This is a genomic window from Arthrobacter sp. Soc17.1.1.1 (assembly GCF_036867195.1).
Classification (GTDB): domain Bacteria; phylum Actinomycetota; class Actinomycetes; order Actinomycetales; family Micrococcaceae; genus Arthrobacter_D.
On record NZ_JBAJII010000001.1, the window covers coordinates 2,418,453 to 2,435,742 of the forward strand.

Annotated in this window: 13 protein-coding genes and 1 tRNA gene; 8 read left to right on the top strand and 6 right to left on the bottom strand. The window is 71.8% G+C overall.

What is annotated here, in order from left to right; all coding sequences use genetic code 11:
• Window positions 1–35 precede the first annotated feature (35 nt).
• The 7 genes from bcp to V6S67_RS11280 all read left to right on the top strand — a co-directional run bounded on the left by bcp (window position 36) and on the right by V6S67_RS11280 (window position 9,150).
• Complete coding sequence (gene bcp / locus V6S67_RS11250; RefSeq protein ID WP_334210328.1) at window positions 36–509, top strand: thioredoxin-dependent thiol peroxidase; 474 nt, start codon at window positions 36–38, stop codon at window positions 507–509.
• A gap of 86 nt (window positions 510–595) precedes the next feature.
• Window positions 596–677 (top strand) — tRNA-Leu (locus tag V6S67_RS11255).
• A gap of 203 nt (window positions 678–880) precedes the next feature.
• A complete protein-coding gene (locus V6S67_RS11260) occupies window positions 881–1,612 on the top strand; it encodes a fasciclin domain-containing protein (RefSeq protein WP_334210329.1) in 732 nt (243 codons plus the stop codon).
• 199 nt (window positions 1,613–1,811) lie between these two features.
• Complete coding sequence (locus tag V6S67_RS11265; RefSeq protein ID WP_334210330.1) at window positions 1,812–3,536, top strand: ABC transporter substrate-binding protein; 1,725 nt, start codon at window positions 1,812–1,814, stop codon at window positions 3,534–3,536.
• 120 nt (window positions 3,537–3,656) lie between these two features.
• On the top strand, window positions 3,657–5,135 hold the full coding sequence (locus V6S67_RS11270) for a malate:quinone oxidoreductase (RefSeq protein WP_334211582.1): 1,479 nt from the start codon (window positions 3,657–3,659) through the stop codon (window positions 5,133–5,135).
• Between the two features lie 51 nt (window positions 5,136–5,186).
• Window positions 5,187–8,447 carry an efflux RND transporter permease subunit gene (locus V6S67_RS11275; RefSeq protein ID WP_334210331.1) on the top strand — a complete coding sequence of 1,087 codons (3,261 nt, stop codon included), beginning with the start codon at window positions 5,187–5,189 and terminating at the stop codon, window positions 8,445–8,447.
• Window positions 8,448–8,643: 196 nt separating this feature from the next.
• The gene (locus tag V6S67_RS11280; protein WP_334210332.1) at window positions 8,644–9,150 is read left to right on the top strand and encodes a MarR family winged helix-turn-helix transcriptional regulator; all 507 of its coding nucleotides are present in this window, start codon (window positions 8,644–8,646) and stop codon (window positions 9,148–9,150) included.
• A gap of 63 nt (window positions 9,151–9,213) precedes the next feature.
• On the opposite strand, the gene V6S67_RS11285 is transcribed toward V6S67_RS11280, so the two are convergent.
• Window positions 9,214–10,017 (bottom strand): transglutaminase-like domain-containing protein, encoded by an 804-nt coding sequence (locus tag V6S67_RS11285; RefSeq protein WP_334210333.1) that lies wholly within the window; start codon window positions 10,015–10,017, stop codon window positions 9,214–9,216.
• A gap of 122 nt (window positions 10,018–10,139) precedes the next feature.
• Between V6S67_RS11285 and V6S67_RS11290 the strand changes: the two genes are divergently transcribed.
• Window positions 10,140–11,057, top strand: coding sequence for an oxidoreductase (locus tag V6S67_RS11290; RefSeq protein ID WP_334210334.1), 918 nt, complete (start codon window positions 10,140–10,142; stop codon window positions 11,055–11,057).
• A 13-nt stretch (window positions 11,058–11,070) separates the two neighbouring features.
• On the opposite strand, the gene V6S67_RS11295 is transcribed toward V6S67_RS11290, so the two are convergent.
• The 5 genes from V6S67_RS11295 to nadA form a co-directional block, all read right to left on the bottom strand.
• On the bottom strand, window positions 11,071–11,856 hold the full coding sequence (locus V6S67_RS11295; protein WP_334210335.1) for a hypothetical protein: 786 nt from the start codon (window positions 11,854–11,856) through the stop codon (window positions 11,071–11,073).
• A gap of 149 nt (window positions 11,857–12,005) precedes the next feature.
• A complete protein-coding gene (locus V6S67_RS11300) occupies window positions 12,006–13,178 on the bottom strand; it encodes a cysteine desulfurase family protein (protein WP_334210336.1) in 1,173 nt (390 codons plus the stop codon).
• A complete protein-coding gene (nadC, locus tag V6S67_RS11305; RefSeq protein ID WP_334210337.1) occupies window positions 13,165–14,154 on the bottom strand; it encodes a carboxylating nicotinate-nucleotide diphosphorylase in 990 nt (329 codons plus the stop codon). Before nadC ends, V6S67_RS11300 begins: the two co-directional genes overlap by 14 nt.
• Window positions 14,151–15,968, bottom strand: coding sequence for an L-aspartate oxidase (locus tag V6S67_RS11310; protein ID WP_334210338.1), 1,818 nt, complete (start codon window positions 15,966–15,968; stop codon window positions 14,151–14,153). Before V6S67_RS11310 ends, nadC begins: the two co-directional genes overlap by 4 nt.
• On the bottom strand, window positions 15,965–17,248 hold the full coding sequence (gene nadA, locus V6S67_RS11315; RefSeq protein WP_334210339.1) for a quinolinate synthase NadA: 1,284 nt from the start codon (window positions 17,246–17,248) through the stop codon (window positions 15,965–15,967). The genes V6S67_RS11310 and nadA overlap by 4 nt, the downstream gene beginning before the upstream one ends.
• Between the last annotated feature and the right edge of the window lie 42 nt (window positions 17,249–17,290).

Sequence of the window (17,290 nt, forward strand, 5' to 3'; positions counted from 1 at the left end):
CGTCGGCACGCCCCCGCCGAACCCCAGGAGTATGCATGACGCAACGACTCGCCGCCGGTGATCGTGCCCCCGACTTCACGCTTTCGGATGCCGAAGGCAACCAGGTGTCGCTCTCCTCACTCAGGGGCGGGGACATCGTCGTGTACTTCTATCCGGCGGCCGCCACACCCGGATGCACCACCGAGGCGTGCGACTTCCGGGACAACCTGGCCTCGCTCGGTGCGGCCGGGTACCGCGTGCTCGGTATCTCCCCGGATCCGGTGGGCAAGCTGGCCGCGTTCTCGGAGCAGGAGTCGCTGACGTTCCCCCTGCTGTCGGACGAGGACCACGCCGTCGCGGAGGCGTACGGCGCCTGGGGCGAGAAGAAGAACTACGGCCGGACCTACGAGGGCCTCATCCGGTCGACGGTCGTGGTCGACGCCGAGGGCAGGGTCGCACTCGCGCAGTACAACGTCCGGGCCACCGGTCATGTCGCGAAGCTGCGGCGGGATCTCGGCATCGACCGCTAGGCGCCCGTAACCGCCGATGGAGGGCAGCGATCGAGCCCTCCATCGGCGATACAGTGGAGGAGACGACACGGCCCTCGGGCCGCCGCGCGCGAGTGGCGGAATTGGCAGACGCGCTGGATTTAGGTTCCAGTGTCTTCGGACGTAGGGGTTCAAGTCCCCTCTTGCGCACCGGTAGTAGCAGCACCCCAGAGCCCCGCCGGGCACCCGTCCCGGCGGGGCTCCTGCGTGCCCGGACCGGCCTCCCTCCAAGATCGCACCCATCCGTCCCTGCGGGGCATCCGAAGTACCTCCGAGACATCGACACGATGTGTTTCACCGAAAACCACAGACCACCGGCGCCCTTCCAGGGCGCCCCGTACGGAGGACATCTCATGGAAATCACCAAGCGCAGGAACCTCTCGATCCTCGGCATCGCGGCCATCTCGATGATGAGCCTGGCGGCCTGCGGCGGCGGCGACGAGGCAGCGTCCGAGTCCCCGGCGAGCAGCTCCGCCAGTGAGAGCAGCATGGCGAGCGAGAGCAGCATGGCCAGCGAGTCGGCGACGCCGGAGGCCAGCATGAGCCCGTCGGCCTCCGCCTCGGCCGACGCGGCCATGGACCCCGCCGCGAACCTCGTCGGTCCCGGCTGCGCCGGCTACGCCGAGCAGGTCCCCTCCGGCGCCGGTTCGGTCGAGGGCATGGCCCTCGACCCGGTGACCACGGCTGCCTCGAACAACCCCATCCTCACGCAGCTGACCGCTGCCGTGACGGGCGGACTGAACCCCGACGTCAACCTGGTGGACACCCTCAACAGCGGTGACTTCACGGTCTTCGCGCCGGTCGACGACGCCTTCAAGGCCCTTGACCCCGCAACGGTCGAGACCCTGAAGACCGACTCGGCGATGCTCTCGAGCATCCTCACCTACCACGTCGTGCCCGGCAAGATCCAGCCGGCCGAGCTCGAGGGCACCACCCAGACCACCGCTCAGGGCGCCACCCTCGAGGTCACCGGCTCCGGCGATGCGCTCAAGGTCAACGACGCCAACGTCGTCTGCGGCGGCGTCCAGACCGCCAACGCCGTGGTCTACCTGGTCGACGGTGTCCTCACGCCCCCCGCAGGCTAAGGACCCAACGCGTCCCTGACGCACACCTCTGACGTGCTCAGGGCAACGGACGGACCCCCTCACCTCGTGAGGGGGTCCGTTCGCGTCTCCGGCCCGCGCCGGTTCCCGGGCAGGGCGGGCAGCGCCATCGCCTAGACTTGAGGCTCAGAAACCCGGACCGTGTGGGACCGGGATCCACCGCCCTTCGGAGACCCTGACTGTGAAGACCCCTGCCGCGCGCCGCATCCGCCCCGGACGCGTCCGCCGCGGCGTACTGCCCCTGGCGGCCGGCCTCGCAGCGGCGGTCGCCCTGGCCTCCTGCACGGCGGGCGAGGTCTCCCCTCCCCAGCCCTCCGCTGCCGCGACGACGGCCCCGGCCGCGGACGCGACGACGTTCACCTTCGGCACGGCGGCCGATCCCCGCACCCTCGACCCGGCACTGGCCAACGACACGGAGTCCTACCGTGTGTCGCAGCAGATCCTCGAGGGCCTCGTGGGCGTCGATCCCCTGACGTCCGAACCGACGCCGCTGCTGGCCGAGGCGTGGGAGGAACAGGACGACGGCCGGACGTACGAGTTCACGCTCCGGGAGGATGTCGTCTTCCACGACGGCCGGCCCTTCGACGCCGCGGCAGTATGCGCGAACTTCGACCGCTGGTACACCCTGCCGGCCACGACCCGCGCCGGCACCTCCCGCCTGCCGTTCGAGAACGTGTTCAAGGCGTTCTCGGACCGGCCGGACGTCAGCCTCTACGAGGGCTGCACCCCGACGTCCCGGTACACCGTGGACCTGCGGCTGCAGGGGAGGATCACCGGCCTCATCCCGGCCCTCGCCGCCCCGGCATTCGCGATGTCCTCCCCCGCGGCGCTCCAGGCGGGGGCGGCGGACGAGCTCGGCGAGAGCCGGGACGGGACGCCCATCTCCCGGTACGGCCTGGCCCCGGTGGGCACGGGGCCCTTCCGCCTGGTCTCCTGGCTGCCCGGCGCCGTCGACCTCGACGCCTTCGGCGGGTACTGGGGGGAACGCGGCGAGGTCCGGAAGGTGGCGTTCACCACCATCCCCAACCCCGACTCCCGGGCGCGGGCCCTCACATCGGGGCGGATCGACGGCTACGACTTCGTCAGTGTGGACAGCGCCGTCGACCTGGCCCGCAACGGGCTCCAGTTCCTCCAGCGCGACCCGTACTCCGTGCTGTACCTCGGCATGAACGAGGCGTTCCCGGGGGTCGACGACGCCCTCTTCCGCCAGGCGGTGGCGCACGCCGTGGACAAGGACGCCCTCATCGAGGGCCGTTTCCTCAACGGCACCAAACCGGCGCGACAGTTCATCCCGGAGAAGCTCGGCGTGAGCAACGACTCCGTGCAGAACTACGGGCACGACCTGGACCGCGCCAAGGAGCTGCTGGAGGAGTCCGGGTACGACGGGCGTGAACTCCCCTTCTACTACCCCCGGAACGTCTCGCGGGCCTACCTGCCCTCCCCCGAGAAGGCGTACGCCGAACTCAGCCGCCAGCTGACGGAGGCGGGCTTCAACATCAGGCCCGTGCCCGTCGAGTGGAGCGACGGCTACGTGGAGACCGTGCAGGCGTCCGGCGACCGGGCCTTCCACCTCCTCGGCTGGAGCGGGAGCTACGAGGACCCCGACAACTTCGTCGGCGCCCTCTTCGGCAACCGCACCGACGAATTCGGCTACGACGACCCGCAGCTGTTCAGCAAGATCAACCGGGCCCGCGGACTGCCGGACGGCGAGGACCGCTCGGAGGCCTACGCGAGCATCAGCTCCCAGATCGCGGGCCGGATCCCGGCCGTACCCCTGGCCTTCCCCATCTCCGCGCTGGCCATGAGCGCCCGCGTGGCCTCCTACCCCGTCAGCCCGGTCATGCGGGAGGTCTTCAACCGGATCGATCTAGCGGACGCCGAGCCCCTGCCCGAACCCTCGGAGTGAGCCGAGGCACGGCGCCTCCCGCTCCCGCGGACCCCTGCGGATTTAGGGAGTGTCGCCGCCAGCGGCTAGGATTTCCCTGCTACGACCTCGCGACTGGAGACCACGTTGACCACTAGTAATCTGGGCACCCCTGCCAGGACCACCGACGTCGTGCTGATCGGCGGTGGGATCATGAGCGCAACGCTCGGAGCGTTCCTCCGGCAGCTCCAGCCCGAGTGGGACATCTCCCTCTTCGAGCGGCTCGACGTCGCCGGACTCGAGAGCTCCGACCCCTGGAACAACGCCGGCACCGGCCACTCCGCCCTGTGCGAACTGAACTACTCCCCCGCAGGCAAGGACGGCTCCGTCGACCCGGCCAAGGCCGTCGCGATCAACGAGCAGTTCCAGGTCTCGCGGCAGTTCTGGTCCCACATGGTGTCCGAGGGCCACATCGGCGATCCCCGCACCTTCATCAACCCCGTGCCCCACATGAGCTTCGTGTGGGGGCAGGCGAACGCCGGGTACCTGCGCCGGCGCTACGAGGCGCTCAGCGCGCAGCCGCTGTTCCAGACCATGGAGCACAGCGAGGACCACGACACGATCGCCGGCTGGACCCCGCTCGTCATGAAGGGCCGCAACCCCTCGCAGCCCGTCGCCGCGTCCAGGGTCGAGGGCGGCACCGACGTCGACTTCGGCGCCCTGACGCGCCAGCTCACCGAGTACCTGGAGGGCACGGGAGTCGACCTCCACTACGGCTTCGACGTGCTCGACGTCGCCCGCGCCACCGACGGACGCTGGGACGTCAAGGTCAAAAACAGGGCGACCGGCCAGACCAGCACCATCACCACGAAGTTCGTGTTCATCGGCGCCGGCGGCGGCGCCCTGCACCTGCTGCAGCGCAGCGGCATCCCGGAGGGCAAGGGCTTCGCCGGTTTCCCCGTCTCCGGCCAGTTCCTCCGCTGCACCGATCCCGACCTCGTCGGCCAGCACAACGCCAAGGTCTACGGCCAGGCGTCGGTGGGAGCACCGCCCATGTCCGTGCCGCACCTCGACACGCGCTTCGTCAAGGGCGAGCGCTCGTTGCTCTTCGGCCCCTACGCCGGGTTCTCCACCAAGTTCCTCAAGCGCGGCTCCTACCTGGACCTCCCCACCTCCATCCGCACCTCCAACCTCGTGCCGATGCTGGCGGTCGCCAAGGACAACATGTCCCTGACCAAGTACCTCGTCACCGAGGTGCTGAAGAACCGCGACGCCAAGAACGAGGCGCTCACCGAGTTCCTCCCCTCCGCCGACGGCGGCAGCTGGGAACTGATCTCGGCGGGCCAGCGTGTACAGGTCATCAAGAAGGCCCCCAAGAAGGGTGGCGTGCTGCAGTTCGGCACCGAGGTCATCACCTCGGCGGACGGTACCGTCGGCGCCCTGCTCGGGGCCTCCCCCGGAGCGTCCACGGCCGCCCCGATCATGGTGGAACTGCTCAAGCGGTGCTTCCCCGACCGCATGACCGGCTGGGAGCCGAAGCTCAAGGAGATGCTGCCCGGGTACGGGGTCCGTCTCAACGAGACGCCCGCCCTGGCCGGCGAGGTGCAGGCCCTCACCGATCGGGTGCTCAAGCTCAAATAACGACGGCGGTGCCGGACGACCGGACGCCCGCCAGCATCGAAGGCAGGTTCCTTGTTCCGTCTGGCCCATCTCTCCCTCGGTAACCGTGCGCTCATCGCGCTGATCACCATCCTCGCGTCGGTGTTCGGGGTCATCACCCTCGGCTCCCTCAAGCAGGAGCTCATCCCGTCCCTCGAGTTCCCCCAGATCACGGTGCTCTCCACCGTGCCCGGGGCGTCCCCGGAGTACCTGGACCAGCAGGTGAGCGAACCCCTCGAGTCCGCGCTCAGCGGCGTCGAGGGCCTCGAGTCGTCGTCCTCCACGTCGCGCTCCGGCGTCTCGACCGTGAGCCTCGTGTTCGTGTACGGGACCGATCTCGACCGCGCGAGGGCCCAGGTGGACCGGGCCATCTCCACCGTGCGTCCCACCCTCCCGGAGGACGTGGAGCCGCAGGCCCTCGCGGGGAGCATCAGCGACCTGCCCATCGTCTTCATGGCGGTGTCCTCGGACCAGTCCCTCAGCGAACTCAACGGCGACCTCACGCGCCTCACCGTCCCGAGGCTGCAGAAGATCGACGGCGTGCGGACCGCGGACGTCTCCGGTGGGACCACGCAGCACGTCGCGATCCTGCCGCGGGCCGGCGCCCTGGAAGCCGCAGGGCTGACCGTCGCCGATCTCACCAGCACGCTCGAGGACAACGGCGCGCTGTTCCCGGTCGGGACCCTCGAGGAGGACCCGCGGTCGCTCACCATCCAGGCGGGCAGCCAGATCGGGTCGCTGGAGGACATCGAGGCCCTCCCGGTCCTCCCGTCGTCCTCGTCTCCGTCCGCGTCGCCCGCGTCGCCCGCGTCGCCCGCGTCGCCCGCGTCGCCCGCTCCGCGCGAAATCGTCACCATCGGCGGTGTCGCCGATGTCAGCCTGGCCGACGACGAGGCCACCTCCATCACGCGCACCAACGGGGTGGAGACCCTCGCCCTCGCCGTGACCAAGGTCCCCGACGGCGACACCGTCGAGATCTCCCAGCAGATCGTGGCCCTGGTGCCCGAGCTCGAGGCCGAGCTCGGCAACGCCGCCGACATCACCGTCGTGTTCGACCAGGCACCCTTCATCGAGAGCAGCATCGACGACCTCACCACCGAGGGCATCCTGGGTCTCGGCTTCGCCGTACTCATCATCCTCGTCTTCCTGCTCTCGGTCCGCTCCACCCTCGTCACGGCGATCTCCATCCCGCTGTCACTGCTCATCACGTTCATCGGGCTCTACGCCGCGGGCTACTCGCTGAACCTGCTGACCCTCGGTGCGCTGACGATCGCCATCGGACGGGTGGTGGACGACTCGATCGTCGTGATCGAGAACATCAAGCGGCACCTCGGCTACGGGGAGGAGAAGCGCGAGGCCATCCTGACGGCCGTCCGCGAGGTCGCCGGCGCCATCACGGCCTCGACCCTGACCACGGTCGCCGTCTTCGCGCCGATCGGGTTCGTCGGCGGCCTGGCGGGCGAGCTGTTCCGTCCCTTCGCCGTCACGACGGGCATCGCGCTCCTGGCCTCGCTCGCCGTGTCGCTGACCATCATCCCGGTGCTGGCCTACTGGTTCCTCCCCGCGACCACGCCCTCGCGCCGCGCGGCACGCCACACGGCCGCGGTCTCGTCCGGCACCGAGGACGCTCCGACACCCGAGCGGCCGTCCCTGCTGCAGCGCGGCTACCTGCCGATCCTGACCGGGACGCAGCGGCACCCCGTGGTCACCCTCGTCGGCGGGCTGATCGTACTCGGCGCGACGGCGGCCATGGTGCCGTTCCTGCCGACCAACCTCCTCGGCGGTTCGGGCCAGAACAGCTTCTCGCTGACGCAGACGCTGGCGCCGGGGTCCAGTCTCGCGACGACGGCGGAGGCCGCCGGCCGCACCGAGGACCTCCTCGCCGAGAACCCGGAGATCCGGGACGTGCAGCTCACCGTGGGCAATGCGGAGGGCGGATTCGCCGCGCAGTTCTCCGGTGGCGCGTCGGTGGCGACCTTCACCGTCATCACCGACGAGGAGGCGGACCAGGAGGCGCTCCAGGAGTCGGTCCGCCAGGACCTCGAGGGCCTGCAGGACGCAGGAACCTTCTCGCTGTCGAGCCAGCAGGGTGGCTTCGGGACGTCGAGCACCATCGACATCGACATCACCGCCCCCGTCCCCGAGGACCTCGAGGCCGCCGACGCCGCGGTCCTCGACGGCATGCGGGGCCTCGAGGGCGCAGGGGAGGTCACGAGCAACCTGTCGGCCGCGCAGCCCCAGGTGCAGATCGACGTGGACCGTGCGGCCGCCGTCAGGGCCGGGCTCAGCGAGGGGCAGATCGCAGGCCTCCTCGGCGGCAGCATCAGCCCCGTGCCGGCCGGGTCCGTGCGCTTCGACGCGGACGACTTCCCGGTCCTGATCGGAGAGGGCACCCCGATCACGAGCCTCGATCAGCTCCGCGGCCTCAGGATCCCGACGGCCCGGGGGCCTATCCCCCTCACCGACGTGGCGTCGGTCGAGGAGGTGCAGGTACCGCTCACGGTCACGAGCTCCAACGGCGAACGGACGGCGCGCGTGTCCATCACGCCCTCCGGGGACGACCTCGGAAGCCTGACAACCGCCGTGAACGAGCGGCTGGCCGGTATCGGCCTGCCCGCGGGTGCGACCGCGACCGTCGGCGGTGCGTCGAGCCAGCAGGCGGAGTCGTTCGACCAGCTGTTCCTGGCGCTCTGGGCGGCCGTCGCCATCGTGTACGTGATCATGGTCGCCACGTTCAAGAGCCTCGTGCAGCCGCTGATCCTGCTCGTCTCCATCCCCTTCGCGGCCACGGGCGCCATCGCACTGCTCCTGATCACGGGGATCCCGCTCGGGCTGCCCTCGCTCATCGGCATGCTGATGCTCGTGGGCATCGTCGTCACCAATGCGATCGTGCTGATCGACCTCATCAACCAGTACCGGCTCCCGCGGAACGGGGTGCCGGGCCTGCCCGTGGCGGACGCCATCCGCGAGGGTGCCCGGCAGCGCCTGCGCCCGATCCTCATGACGGCGCTGGCCACGATCTTCGCGCTCACGCCGATGGCCCTCGGCCTCACGGGCGAAGGAGGGTTCATCTCGCAGCCGCTGGCCGTGGTCGTGATCGGCGGGCTCGTCTCGTCGACGGCGCTGACGCTCGTCCTCGTGCCGGTCCTGTACCGGCTCGTCGAGGGGCGCCGTGAGGAGCGCGCCCGGCGCCGGGCCACGTCCGCGACCACGGCGAGCGCCGAGACCGCCGAGACCGCCGAGACCGCCGACCGTTCCCCGGCGTCGCTGCAGTCGGCCGCCGTCACCGACTGACGCCACCCGGTACCGGCGGACAGTGCCTGTCCAGTGCCTCGCCCGTGCCTGTCTCGTACCTGTCCAGTGCCTCGCCCGTACCTGTCCCGTACCTCGCCCGCGCCGGTGACGTCGGCCGTCGGTGATCCGGCGCGCGTATGATGGATGCATACGTATCCAATCGCCGGTGCACCCGGCGGGAAGCCGGGAAGCAGTCATGGGCCAGTCGAGCACAGCCGCCGGGCACTCGGAGCCGGTTGGCGAGAACGGCGAGAGTACTGCCGGAGCCTCGGTCCGCCAGGCGTCCGAGACCTGGGAGTCACTCTTCCGCGCACAGGTGGGTGTCATGCGCAGGATCCGCCAGGACCCCGTGTTCCGCGAACTGCCGATCGGCGAGTACGACGTCCTCTTCAACCTGAGCCGCTGCCCCGGCGGCTGGACGCGGCTGAACGAACTCAACCACCACCTCCTGATCAGCCAGCCCAGCCTCAGCCGCATGGTCGACCGTCTGGAGGCGAGGAACCTCGTGCGCAGGCGGCCCGCCGAGGCCGACCAGCGAGGCGTCGAACTCGCGCTGACGGACGAGGGAAGGGCTCTTCAGCGACGGATCGGATCGGCCCACGTGCACCGCATCCAGGATGTCCTCGCACCCGTGCTGGATGCGACCGAGATGGAGCAGCTCAAGGCCCTGACGGACAAGATCAACGCGGGCCTCGGTCAGTAGGGGCGCGCCGCCCGACGGCACACCCCGCTCCCCCGTGCCCCGTGCTCCCGGCTCGGCGCCGGATCAGCGCAGGGACAGCGGTTCGTGCGGCCGGTCGACGGGCAGGGCGTCGACCGTCGCGGTCACCACCAGGCGGGTCAGCTGCAGCGCGCCCCCCACCGTCGAGACGAACGCCGTGTCCGTGGCGTCCCTGCCCGTCGCGATGCGCAGCATGGCCGCCCGGGGCGCGAGGCCCGTGGCGTCCAGCAGGTGCCAGGCACCGTCGACCCACGCCTCCACGACGGCGTGGAAGTCCATCGGGCTGAGCCCCGGCGCGTACACGGAGGCCAGGCGCGCGGGGATATCCCGCGCGCGCAGGAGTGCGATCAGGAGGTGGGCGTAGTCACGGCACACGCCCCTGCGGGCGAGGAGCGTGTCCACCGCACCGTCGGTGAAGCGGGAGGAGCCCGGGACGTAGGACAGCTCCGCCTCCACCCAGTCCCGCAGGCCCTGCACGAGGTCCATGCCCCGGCGATCGGGCATCCGGCTGTACGCGGTCGGCAGGATCCGGTCGGACTCACAATAGCGGCTCGGGCGCACGTACCGCACGAGGTCGACGTCGTCCCGCGGCGCGGGATCCGCCTGCCCGGTGACGGTGGCCCTGTAGTGCACCTCGACCGTGGCGGCCCGCGGCGTGGTGAGGAGATGCAGGCGGCTGCCGTCCCTGTCCTGCCGCATGCGGACCTCGGACGGCTCCCCGTCCACCAGCACGGTCAGCTGCTCGTCGACCGATGCGTAGGCCTCCGGTGCTGCTACCGCCACGGACAGGACCACCTCCGTCCCGGCGATCGTGGTGGCACCGAGGTCGGCGGAGACAGTACGCTGCATGGTTCGTTGCTCCCGGTAGGCGATGCGTTCGCCCCCAACTCTATGCTGGGGCGGGAGCGGCACCTCGACGCCGGACGGGCATCCCCGGGCCGGGCAGGCACCCACGCAGGAGAGGCACCATCATGAGCGACTTCACAGCGGACTCGATCGGCGACCTGACGGGCAGGCGCGCGGTCATCACCGGCGCCAACAGCGGGCTGGGGCTGCAGACCGCCGTCGCGCTCGCACGGAAGGGCGCCGACGTCGTCCTCGCATGCCGCGACGAGCAGCGCGGACGGGCGGCCGAAGGACGCGTCCGCTCCCTCACCGGCAGCGAGGGCGTCGAGATGCGCGTGCTGGACCTCGCGAGCCTCGCCTCCGTGCGCGCGTTCGCGGCCGGCCTCGACGGCCCCGTGCACCTCCTCGTGAACAACGCCGGCGTCATGGCGACGCCGAAGGCCACGACGGCGGACGGCTTCGAACTGCAGTTCGGCACCAACCACCTCGGACACTTCGCCCTCACCGGCCTGCTGCTGCCGAACCTCCAGCAGGCGGCCTCCCCCCGCGTCGTCACCCTCTCGAGCCTCGCCCACAAGCGGGGCCGCATCGACTTCGCGGACCTGCAGTCGGAGCGCCGCTACCGCCGCTGGAGCGCCTACGGCCAGAGCAAGATCGCGAACCTCTACTTCATGGTGGAACTCGATCGGCGGGCACGCGCCGCGGGCTGGGACCTCACCTCCGTCGCTGCCCACCCCGGGCTGGCCAACACCAACCTGACCGCGGGCATGCAGGCCCCCGTGCTCGACGCCTTCGGCGGCTTCCTCCGGCTCATGGGCCAGTCCGACGCCGCCGGTGCGTTGCCCACGCTGTACGCGGCGACCGCTCCGGAGGTGCGCGGCGGCGACTACTACGGCCCGTCCGGTCCCGGCGAGACCCGCGGCGCACCCCGCCTCGTCGCCCCCGTGCCCCGCGTGCTCGACCGGGACATCGCGGTGCGGCTCTGGAACCGCAGCGTCGAACTGACCGGCGTCGACTACGCCGCCCTCCAGCCCACAGTGTGATGCGGTCCCGCGCCTAGCTCGCCGGACCGGCGCCGAACCGCACGGAGAGGACCATCTCGCGGATGGTGGCGAACTCCGGGGTGGCGTAATAGGCCTCGGCCTCACCGATGGTGCCGAACGAGACCGTCGACGGCCCGGTCTCCGCCGGTACCTTCGGCACGAGCACCTCGAGATCGCCGAAGCTGAACCGGCCGAGGGCCTCGCTCCCCTGGACCGTGTTGGGCAGCGAGCACGCGAGACCGTCCGCTCCACCGACCTGGTCGGTGATGCCGTAGGAGCCGAAGAAGCGGAAACCCGTGATGAGCCGGACCACGAAGCGCGGCTCGAGGTCGGCCGCCGGGGCCCCTCCCGTCAGGTCCAGCGGCTCGCTGCCGATGACGTGGTAGGGCGTGCGCTCCGCCTCCGGGCAGGGGGTCTCGGGCGTCAGGATGCCGGTGTGCAGCTCCGCGGTCGTGACGCCCTCCGGCGTGCGGACCGCGTAGTGCAGCGAACCCGGTGCGTACGTGCCCACCGCCGGTTCGAGCGGCTGCACCACCCACGCCTCGGGCAGCTCGAAGCTCACGAGCCGCCCGGGGTCCGTGAACACCTTCCACCCCTCCCGGGCCTCCCGCAGGGGCGCCGCCGTCGGCTGGGCCGCGCCGGAGGCCGACACCGAGGGCGACGGCGAGGCAGAGTCGGCCCCGCCCTGCAGCGCGGAGCAGGACGTGAGCAGGAGCCCGGCGAGCACCGCGGCGAGCGCCGCTCGGCGCGCCCGTCGAGTCGGTCGGGCATCCCGCCCGATGGTCACGGTGTGCATCATGACGTCTCCCCCTCCGGTGTCGCCCCGGTGCTGCTCCAGTGCTGCTCCGTTGCTGCTCCGGTATCGCTCGTGCAGTGCCCTGTGTGCTTCCGTATCGCCGGTCGTCCGGTGTCGTCCGGTGTCGTCCAATGTCGTCCGGTGCCGTCAGTCTAGGCTTCGGCGGGCGCGGTGTCGGCGTGTGCCGCGCCGAGCGACCGGACGGCGAGCACGGACGCGACGACGGCGCGGGCGGCGGCCTCGAGGTCACCGGACGGCGTGCCCTGCGTCCAGGAGAGCCGTACCGCCGTGGAAGCGGTCTCCTCGTCGAGGCCGAGTGCCAGCAGCACGGCCGAGGGCTCGGTGGACCCTGCCGCGCAGGCCGACCCGCTGGAGCAGACGACGCCGCGGCGTTCGAGCTCGAGGAGGACCGTCTCGCCGTTCACGCCCGGGAAGCAGAACGAGGCGAGACCCGGCAGCCGCTGCTGCCCGTCACCGGTCAGGATCGCCCCGGGTACTCCCTCGAGGACGGAGGAGATGAAGGTGCCCCGCGCCCTCGCGGCCGTCACCGCCGCCGCCGGCAGCGAGCCCTGCGCGAGTTCGAGGGCCCGCGCGAGGCCCACGGCGCCGGCCACGTTCTCCGTCCCAGACCTGCGTCCGCGCTCCTGCCCGCCGCCGTGCAGGACCGGCTCGCAGGGCGTCCCCGCACGCAGGTACATCAGTCCGATGCCCTTCGGGGTGCCGAGCTTGTGTCCCGACAGGGTGAGGGCTGTCACGCCCAGACGGCCGACGTCCAGGGGGAGCCAGCCCGCCGCCTGCACGGCGTCGGTGTGGAACGGGACGCCGGCGCGGCGGCACACGCCGGCGAGCCCTTCGACGTCCTGCACGGTGCCCACCTCGTTGTTCGCATACATCACGGTGCAGAGCGTCGTCGCGTCGTCGACCACCGAGGCGAGCGCGTCCGGCGAGACGAGGCCCGTCGGCGAGACGGGCAGGGTCGTGATGCGGAAGCCGTGGAAGCGGCGGAGGTAGCCGAGCACCTCGAGCACGGCCGGGTGCTCGATCGCGCTCGTCACGATGTGGCGTCCCCGCGGCGCCGCGAGGGCCATCCCCTTGAGCGCGAGGTTGTTCGCCTCGGTACCGCCCGAGGTGAACACGATCTCCGCCGGACGGCAGCCGAGCAGCGCCGCGATCCGCGCACGGGCCCGCGAGAACCCGGCCGCGGCCGCCTCTCCGTAGGTGTGGTGGCTCGAGGGGTTGCCGAAGGTCGTGGTCAGGAAGGGCCACATCTCCTCGAGGACCTCACGCCGTGCGGGCGCGGTCGCGGCGGCGTCAAGATAGATCATGGCGTCCACCGGGCCTGCCGCCCCGCGCCTCCGGATGCACCGCGGGTCCCGGGCCGAAGTCGAGCCCGAGATCCAGGGATCGGACGCTGTGGGTCAGGGCCCCCGCGGAGATGATGTCCACGCCGGTCGCGGCGATCCCGGCCACCGTGTCGAGGCGGACGTTGCCGCTCGCCTCGACGAGCGCGCGTCCGCCGATCAGGCGCACCCCCGCGGCGAGGTCGGCGAGGTCGAAGTTGTCGAGCATGATGGTGTCCACGCCCGCGGCGAGGACCGGGTCGAGCTGGTCCAACCGGTCCACCTCCACCTCGACGTGCACGGTGTGCGGCACCCTGGACCGCACGGTGCGCAGCGCGTCGGTGAGGGCCTCGGGGCCATCGACCGCGAGCAGCGCCAGGTGGTTGTCCTTGACCATGACGGCGTCGGACAGGCCGGACCGGTGGTTGGAGCCCCCGCCGCAGCGGACCGCCCACCGCTCCAGCACGCGGAGGCCCGGCGTCGTCTTCCGGGTGTCGGTGATGCGGGCCCGGGTGCCGGCCGCAGCGTCCACGAACGCCCGCGTCAGCGTGGCGATCCCGCTCAGCCGCTGCACGATGTTCAGCGCGGTCCGCTCCGCCGTGAGGATGCCTGCCGCCGGACCAGTGAGCTCGGCGAGGACGGTGCCGGCGTCGAACCGCGCCCCGTCCGGCTGCGGGAAGTCGACGCGGATGCGCGCGTCGGTGAGGCGCATCGCCGCCTCGATGGCGGCCGTCCCGCAGAGGATGCCGGGCTCACGCCCCGTGATGGACGCCGTCGCGTGCAGATCGGGGTGGATCAGCGCCTGGCAGGTGATGTCGCCCCAGGGTGCGTCCTCGGCGAGGGCGGCGGCGACGACGGCGTCGATGAGATGCTGCGGCGGCGGGGCGGTCGACGCGGAGGACGAGGCGGCGGTCGGGGCTGCGGTCGGGGTTCCTGCAGGACGGGCGGCTGTCTGCGTCATGGCGTTGTTCCTTCGGTGGCTCGTAGGGCCCGGACGTAGGACCGGCTCGGGGCCGTACGCCCGGGCGGGGTGTCGGGCGGGGTGTCGGGCTGGTCGGTGCGGAAGTGGGCCCCGCACGAGTGGGCCCTGGAGGCGGCAGCGTGGACGAGCAGCCGCGCGCACAGCAGGAGGTTGGCGTCCTCGGGTGCGGTACCGGCGCGGTAGGAGGCCAGGTGCTTCCGGGCGAGATCGAGTCCGTCCTGCGTGCGCAGGAGGCCTGCGTGGTCGGACATCAGCGCCTGCAGGTCCCGCCGCGTGAAGGAGTGCGTGTCCGGCCCGTCGGCCTCGAGGTCCAGCGGCTCGGCGTCGAATCGCGGCACGTCTCCCCCTCCCGCGGAGATCGCGGCCGCGCAGCGCGCTCCGAACACCACCCCTTCGAGCAGGCTGTTCGAGGCGAGCCTGTTGGCACCGTGCACACCGGTGCACGCCACCTCCCCGACGGCGAACAGGCCCGGCACCGTGGTCCGCCCGTCGGTGTCCGTCCGGACGCCGCCCATCCAGTAGTGCGCGGCGGGGACGACGGGCACCGGCTCCGCCGCCCAGTCGAAACCATGCCGCGCGGTGAGCGCGGTGAGGGACGGGAACCGGCGCGCGAGGAACGCCGCGCCGAGCGCTGTGGCATCGAGCCGGACCCCCGACCGCCGGCCGGCCGGGTGAGGCTGCCGGCCGGCCGGGTGGGGCCGCTGCCCGGCGGCGTCCGGGGCGGGGCGCCGGGCGATCTGCGCTGCGATACCCCGGGCGACGACATCGCGCGGCGCGAGGTCGCCGTCGGGGTGGACGTCGGTCATGAAGGCGCGCCCGTCTACGTCGACGAGTCGGGCCCCCTCCCCGCGCACGGCCTCCGAGATGAGCGGATTCCCGGGGACGTCGAGCGACGTGGGATGGAACTGGAAGAACTCGAGATCTGCGACCACGGCGCCGGCGCGCCACGCCAGCGCCACTCCGTCGCCCGTGCTGATGTCCGGGTTGGTGGTGTGCTCGAAGAGCTGGCCGGCGCCTCCGGTCGCCAGGACGACGGCGTCGGCCCGGACCTGCTGCGGGCCCCGCTCCGTGAGCATCTCGACACCCCCGGCCCGCCGGGCATCGCTGGGTGCACTGTCGAGCAGCACCCGCGTGACGAAGGCGTTCTCGAGGACGCGGATGCCGCTGTCGGCCCGGACTGCGGCGGTCAGCGCCTCCACGAGCCCGGCGCCGGTCGCGTCTCCGCCGATGTGCAGGATCCGCGCGGCGGAATGGGCGGCTTCGCGGCCGCGGGCCAGCGACGGCGCGGTGCCGGTGTCCGCCGTGTCTGCGGTGCCTGCGGTGCCCGCCGCGCCTGCGGTGCCCGCCGTGTCTGCGGTGCCTGCGGTGCCTGCCGTGTCTGCCGTGTCGGCCGTGTCTGCCGTGTCGAAGACGACCCCTGCCCGCTCGAGCGCCCCGATGCCGGCCGCTGCGCCGCCACAGAGGACGGCGACGGCGTCCGGGTCGGCCAGGCCGGCGCCCGCAGCGAGCGTGTCGGCGATGTGCGCCGCCACAGAATCGGCGGGATCGGCGGCGCCCGCCGTCGGGGTGGCTGCCCGCTCGCCCGCGCGGGCAGCCACGACGGCGGCGATCCCACCCTGCGCGTACCGGGTGTTGCTCTCGGCGAGCGCTCCCTTGGCGAGCAGGACGACCTCGCGGTGCGGATCAAGGCGGCGCAGCACGAGCGCGGTCTGCAGGCCCGCGACACCCGCGCCGACGACGACCGCTCGGGCGCGCCCGCAGGCCGACGGCGCGGTACCCGCGGGCGGCGTCATGGCTGGACCGCGAGCATGCGGTTCAGGGCCACCCGAGCCGGGACGGCGACCGTGTGGGGCACCGTGATCCGGTTGACCACCCGCCCCTGAACGAGCCCTTCGAGCACCCAGGCCAGGTACCCCGGGTGGATGCGGTACATCGTGGAGCAGGGGCAGATCACGGGGTCGAGGCAGAAGATGGTGTGCTCGGGGTACTCCGCGGCGAGCCGGTTCACCATGTTGATCTCCGTGCCGATCGCGAAGGTGCTGCCGGGCGCAGCCGCTGCGACGGCCTTACGGATGTAGTCGGTGGAGCCCGACTCGTCCGCGGCGTCCACCACGGGCATGGGGCACTCCGGATGCACGATCACCCGGACACCGGGGTGTTCCGCGCGCGCCTTCTCGATCTGCGCGACGGTGAAGCGCCGGTGCACGGAGCAGAAACCGTGCCAGAGGATCACGCGGGCGTCGCGCAACGTCTGCTCGTCGGTGCCGCCCCAGGGCCTGCGCGGGTTCCACATCGGCATCTGCTCGAGGGGCACGCCCATGGCCTTGGCGGTGTTGCGGCCGAGGTGCTGGTCGGGGAAGAACAGGACGCGCCGGCCGCGGTCGAAGGCCCACTGGAGCACGGCCGCGGCGTTCGACGACGTGCAGACGATCCCCCCGTTCTCGCCGCAGAAGCCCTTCAGCGCGGCCGAGGAGTTCATGTACGTCACGGGGATGACGGGCTGGCGCCCATCGGCGTCCCGCTCGCTCCCGAAGAGCGCTGTCAGCTGCTCCCAGCATTCGGTGACCGAGTCGATGTCCGCCATGTCGGCCATGGAGCAGCCCGCCGCGAGGTTGGGCAGGATGACGGACTGCTCGGGCGTCGACAGCATGTCCGCCGTCTCCGCCATGAAGTGCACGCCGCAGAAGATGATGGACCGCGCGGCGGACCGTTCCGTGGCGGCACGGGCGAGCTGGTAGCTGTCACCCACGAAATCTGCGTACCGGACCACCTCGTCGCGCTGGTAGAAGTGGCCAAGGATGACCACCGATTCCCCGAGCGTGTCCTTCGCGGCGAGGATGCGGCCGTCGAGCTCCTCGGGAGATGCGGTCCGGTACTCCTCGGGGAGTTCACCCTGCCGGGGCGTGGCCGGTGGGGCCTGGTCGTGCACGGAGGCGCCGGGCCCGTAGCTCGGCATGGGGAGGGCGTCGAACGCCCAGGGATCGCGCGCCAACTCGGGCGAGCAGGTCCCGGCTCCTGCGGCGGCCGCTGCCTCTCCTCGGCTGACGAGCTGGATGGCGGTGGTGACGGACATGGGCTTCTCCCTGCGGTGGGGCCGGCCGGCGACGGGCGGCGG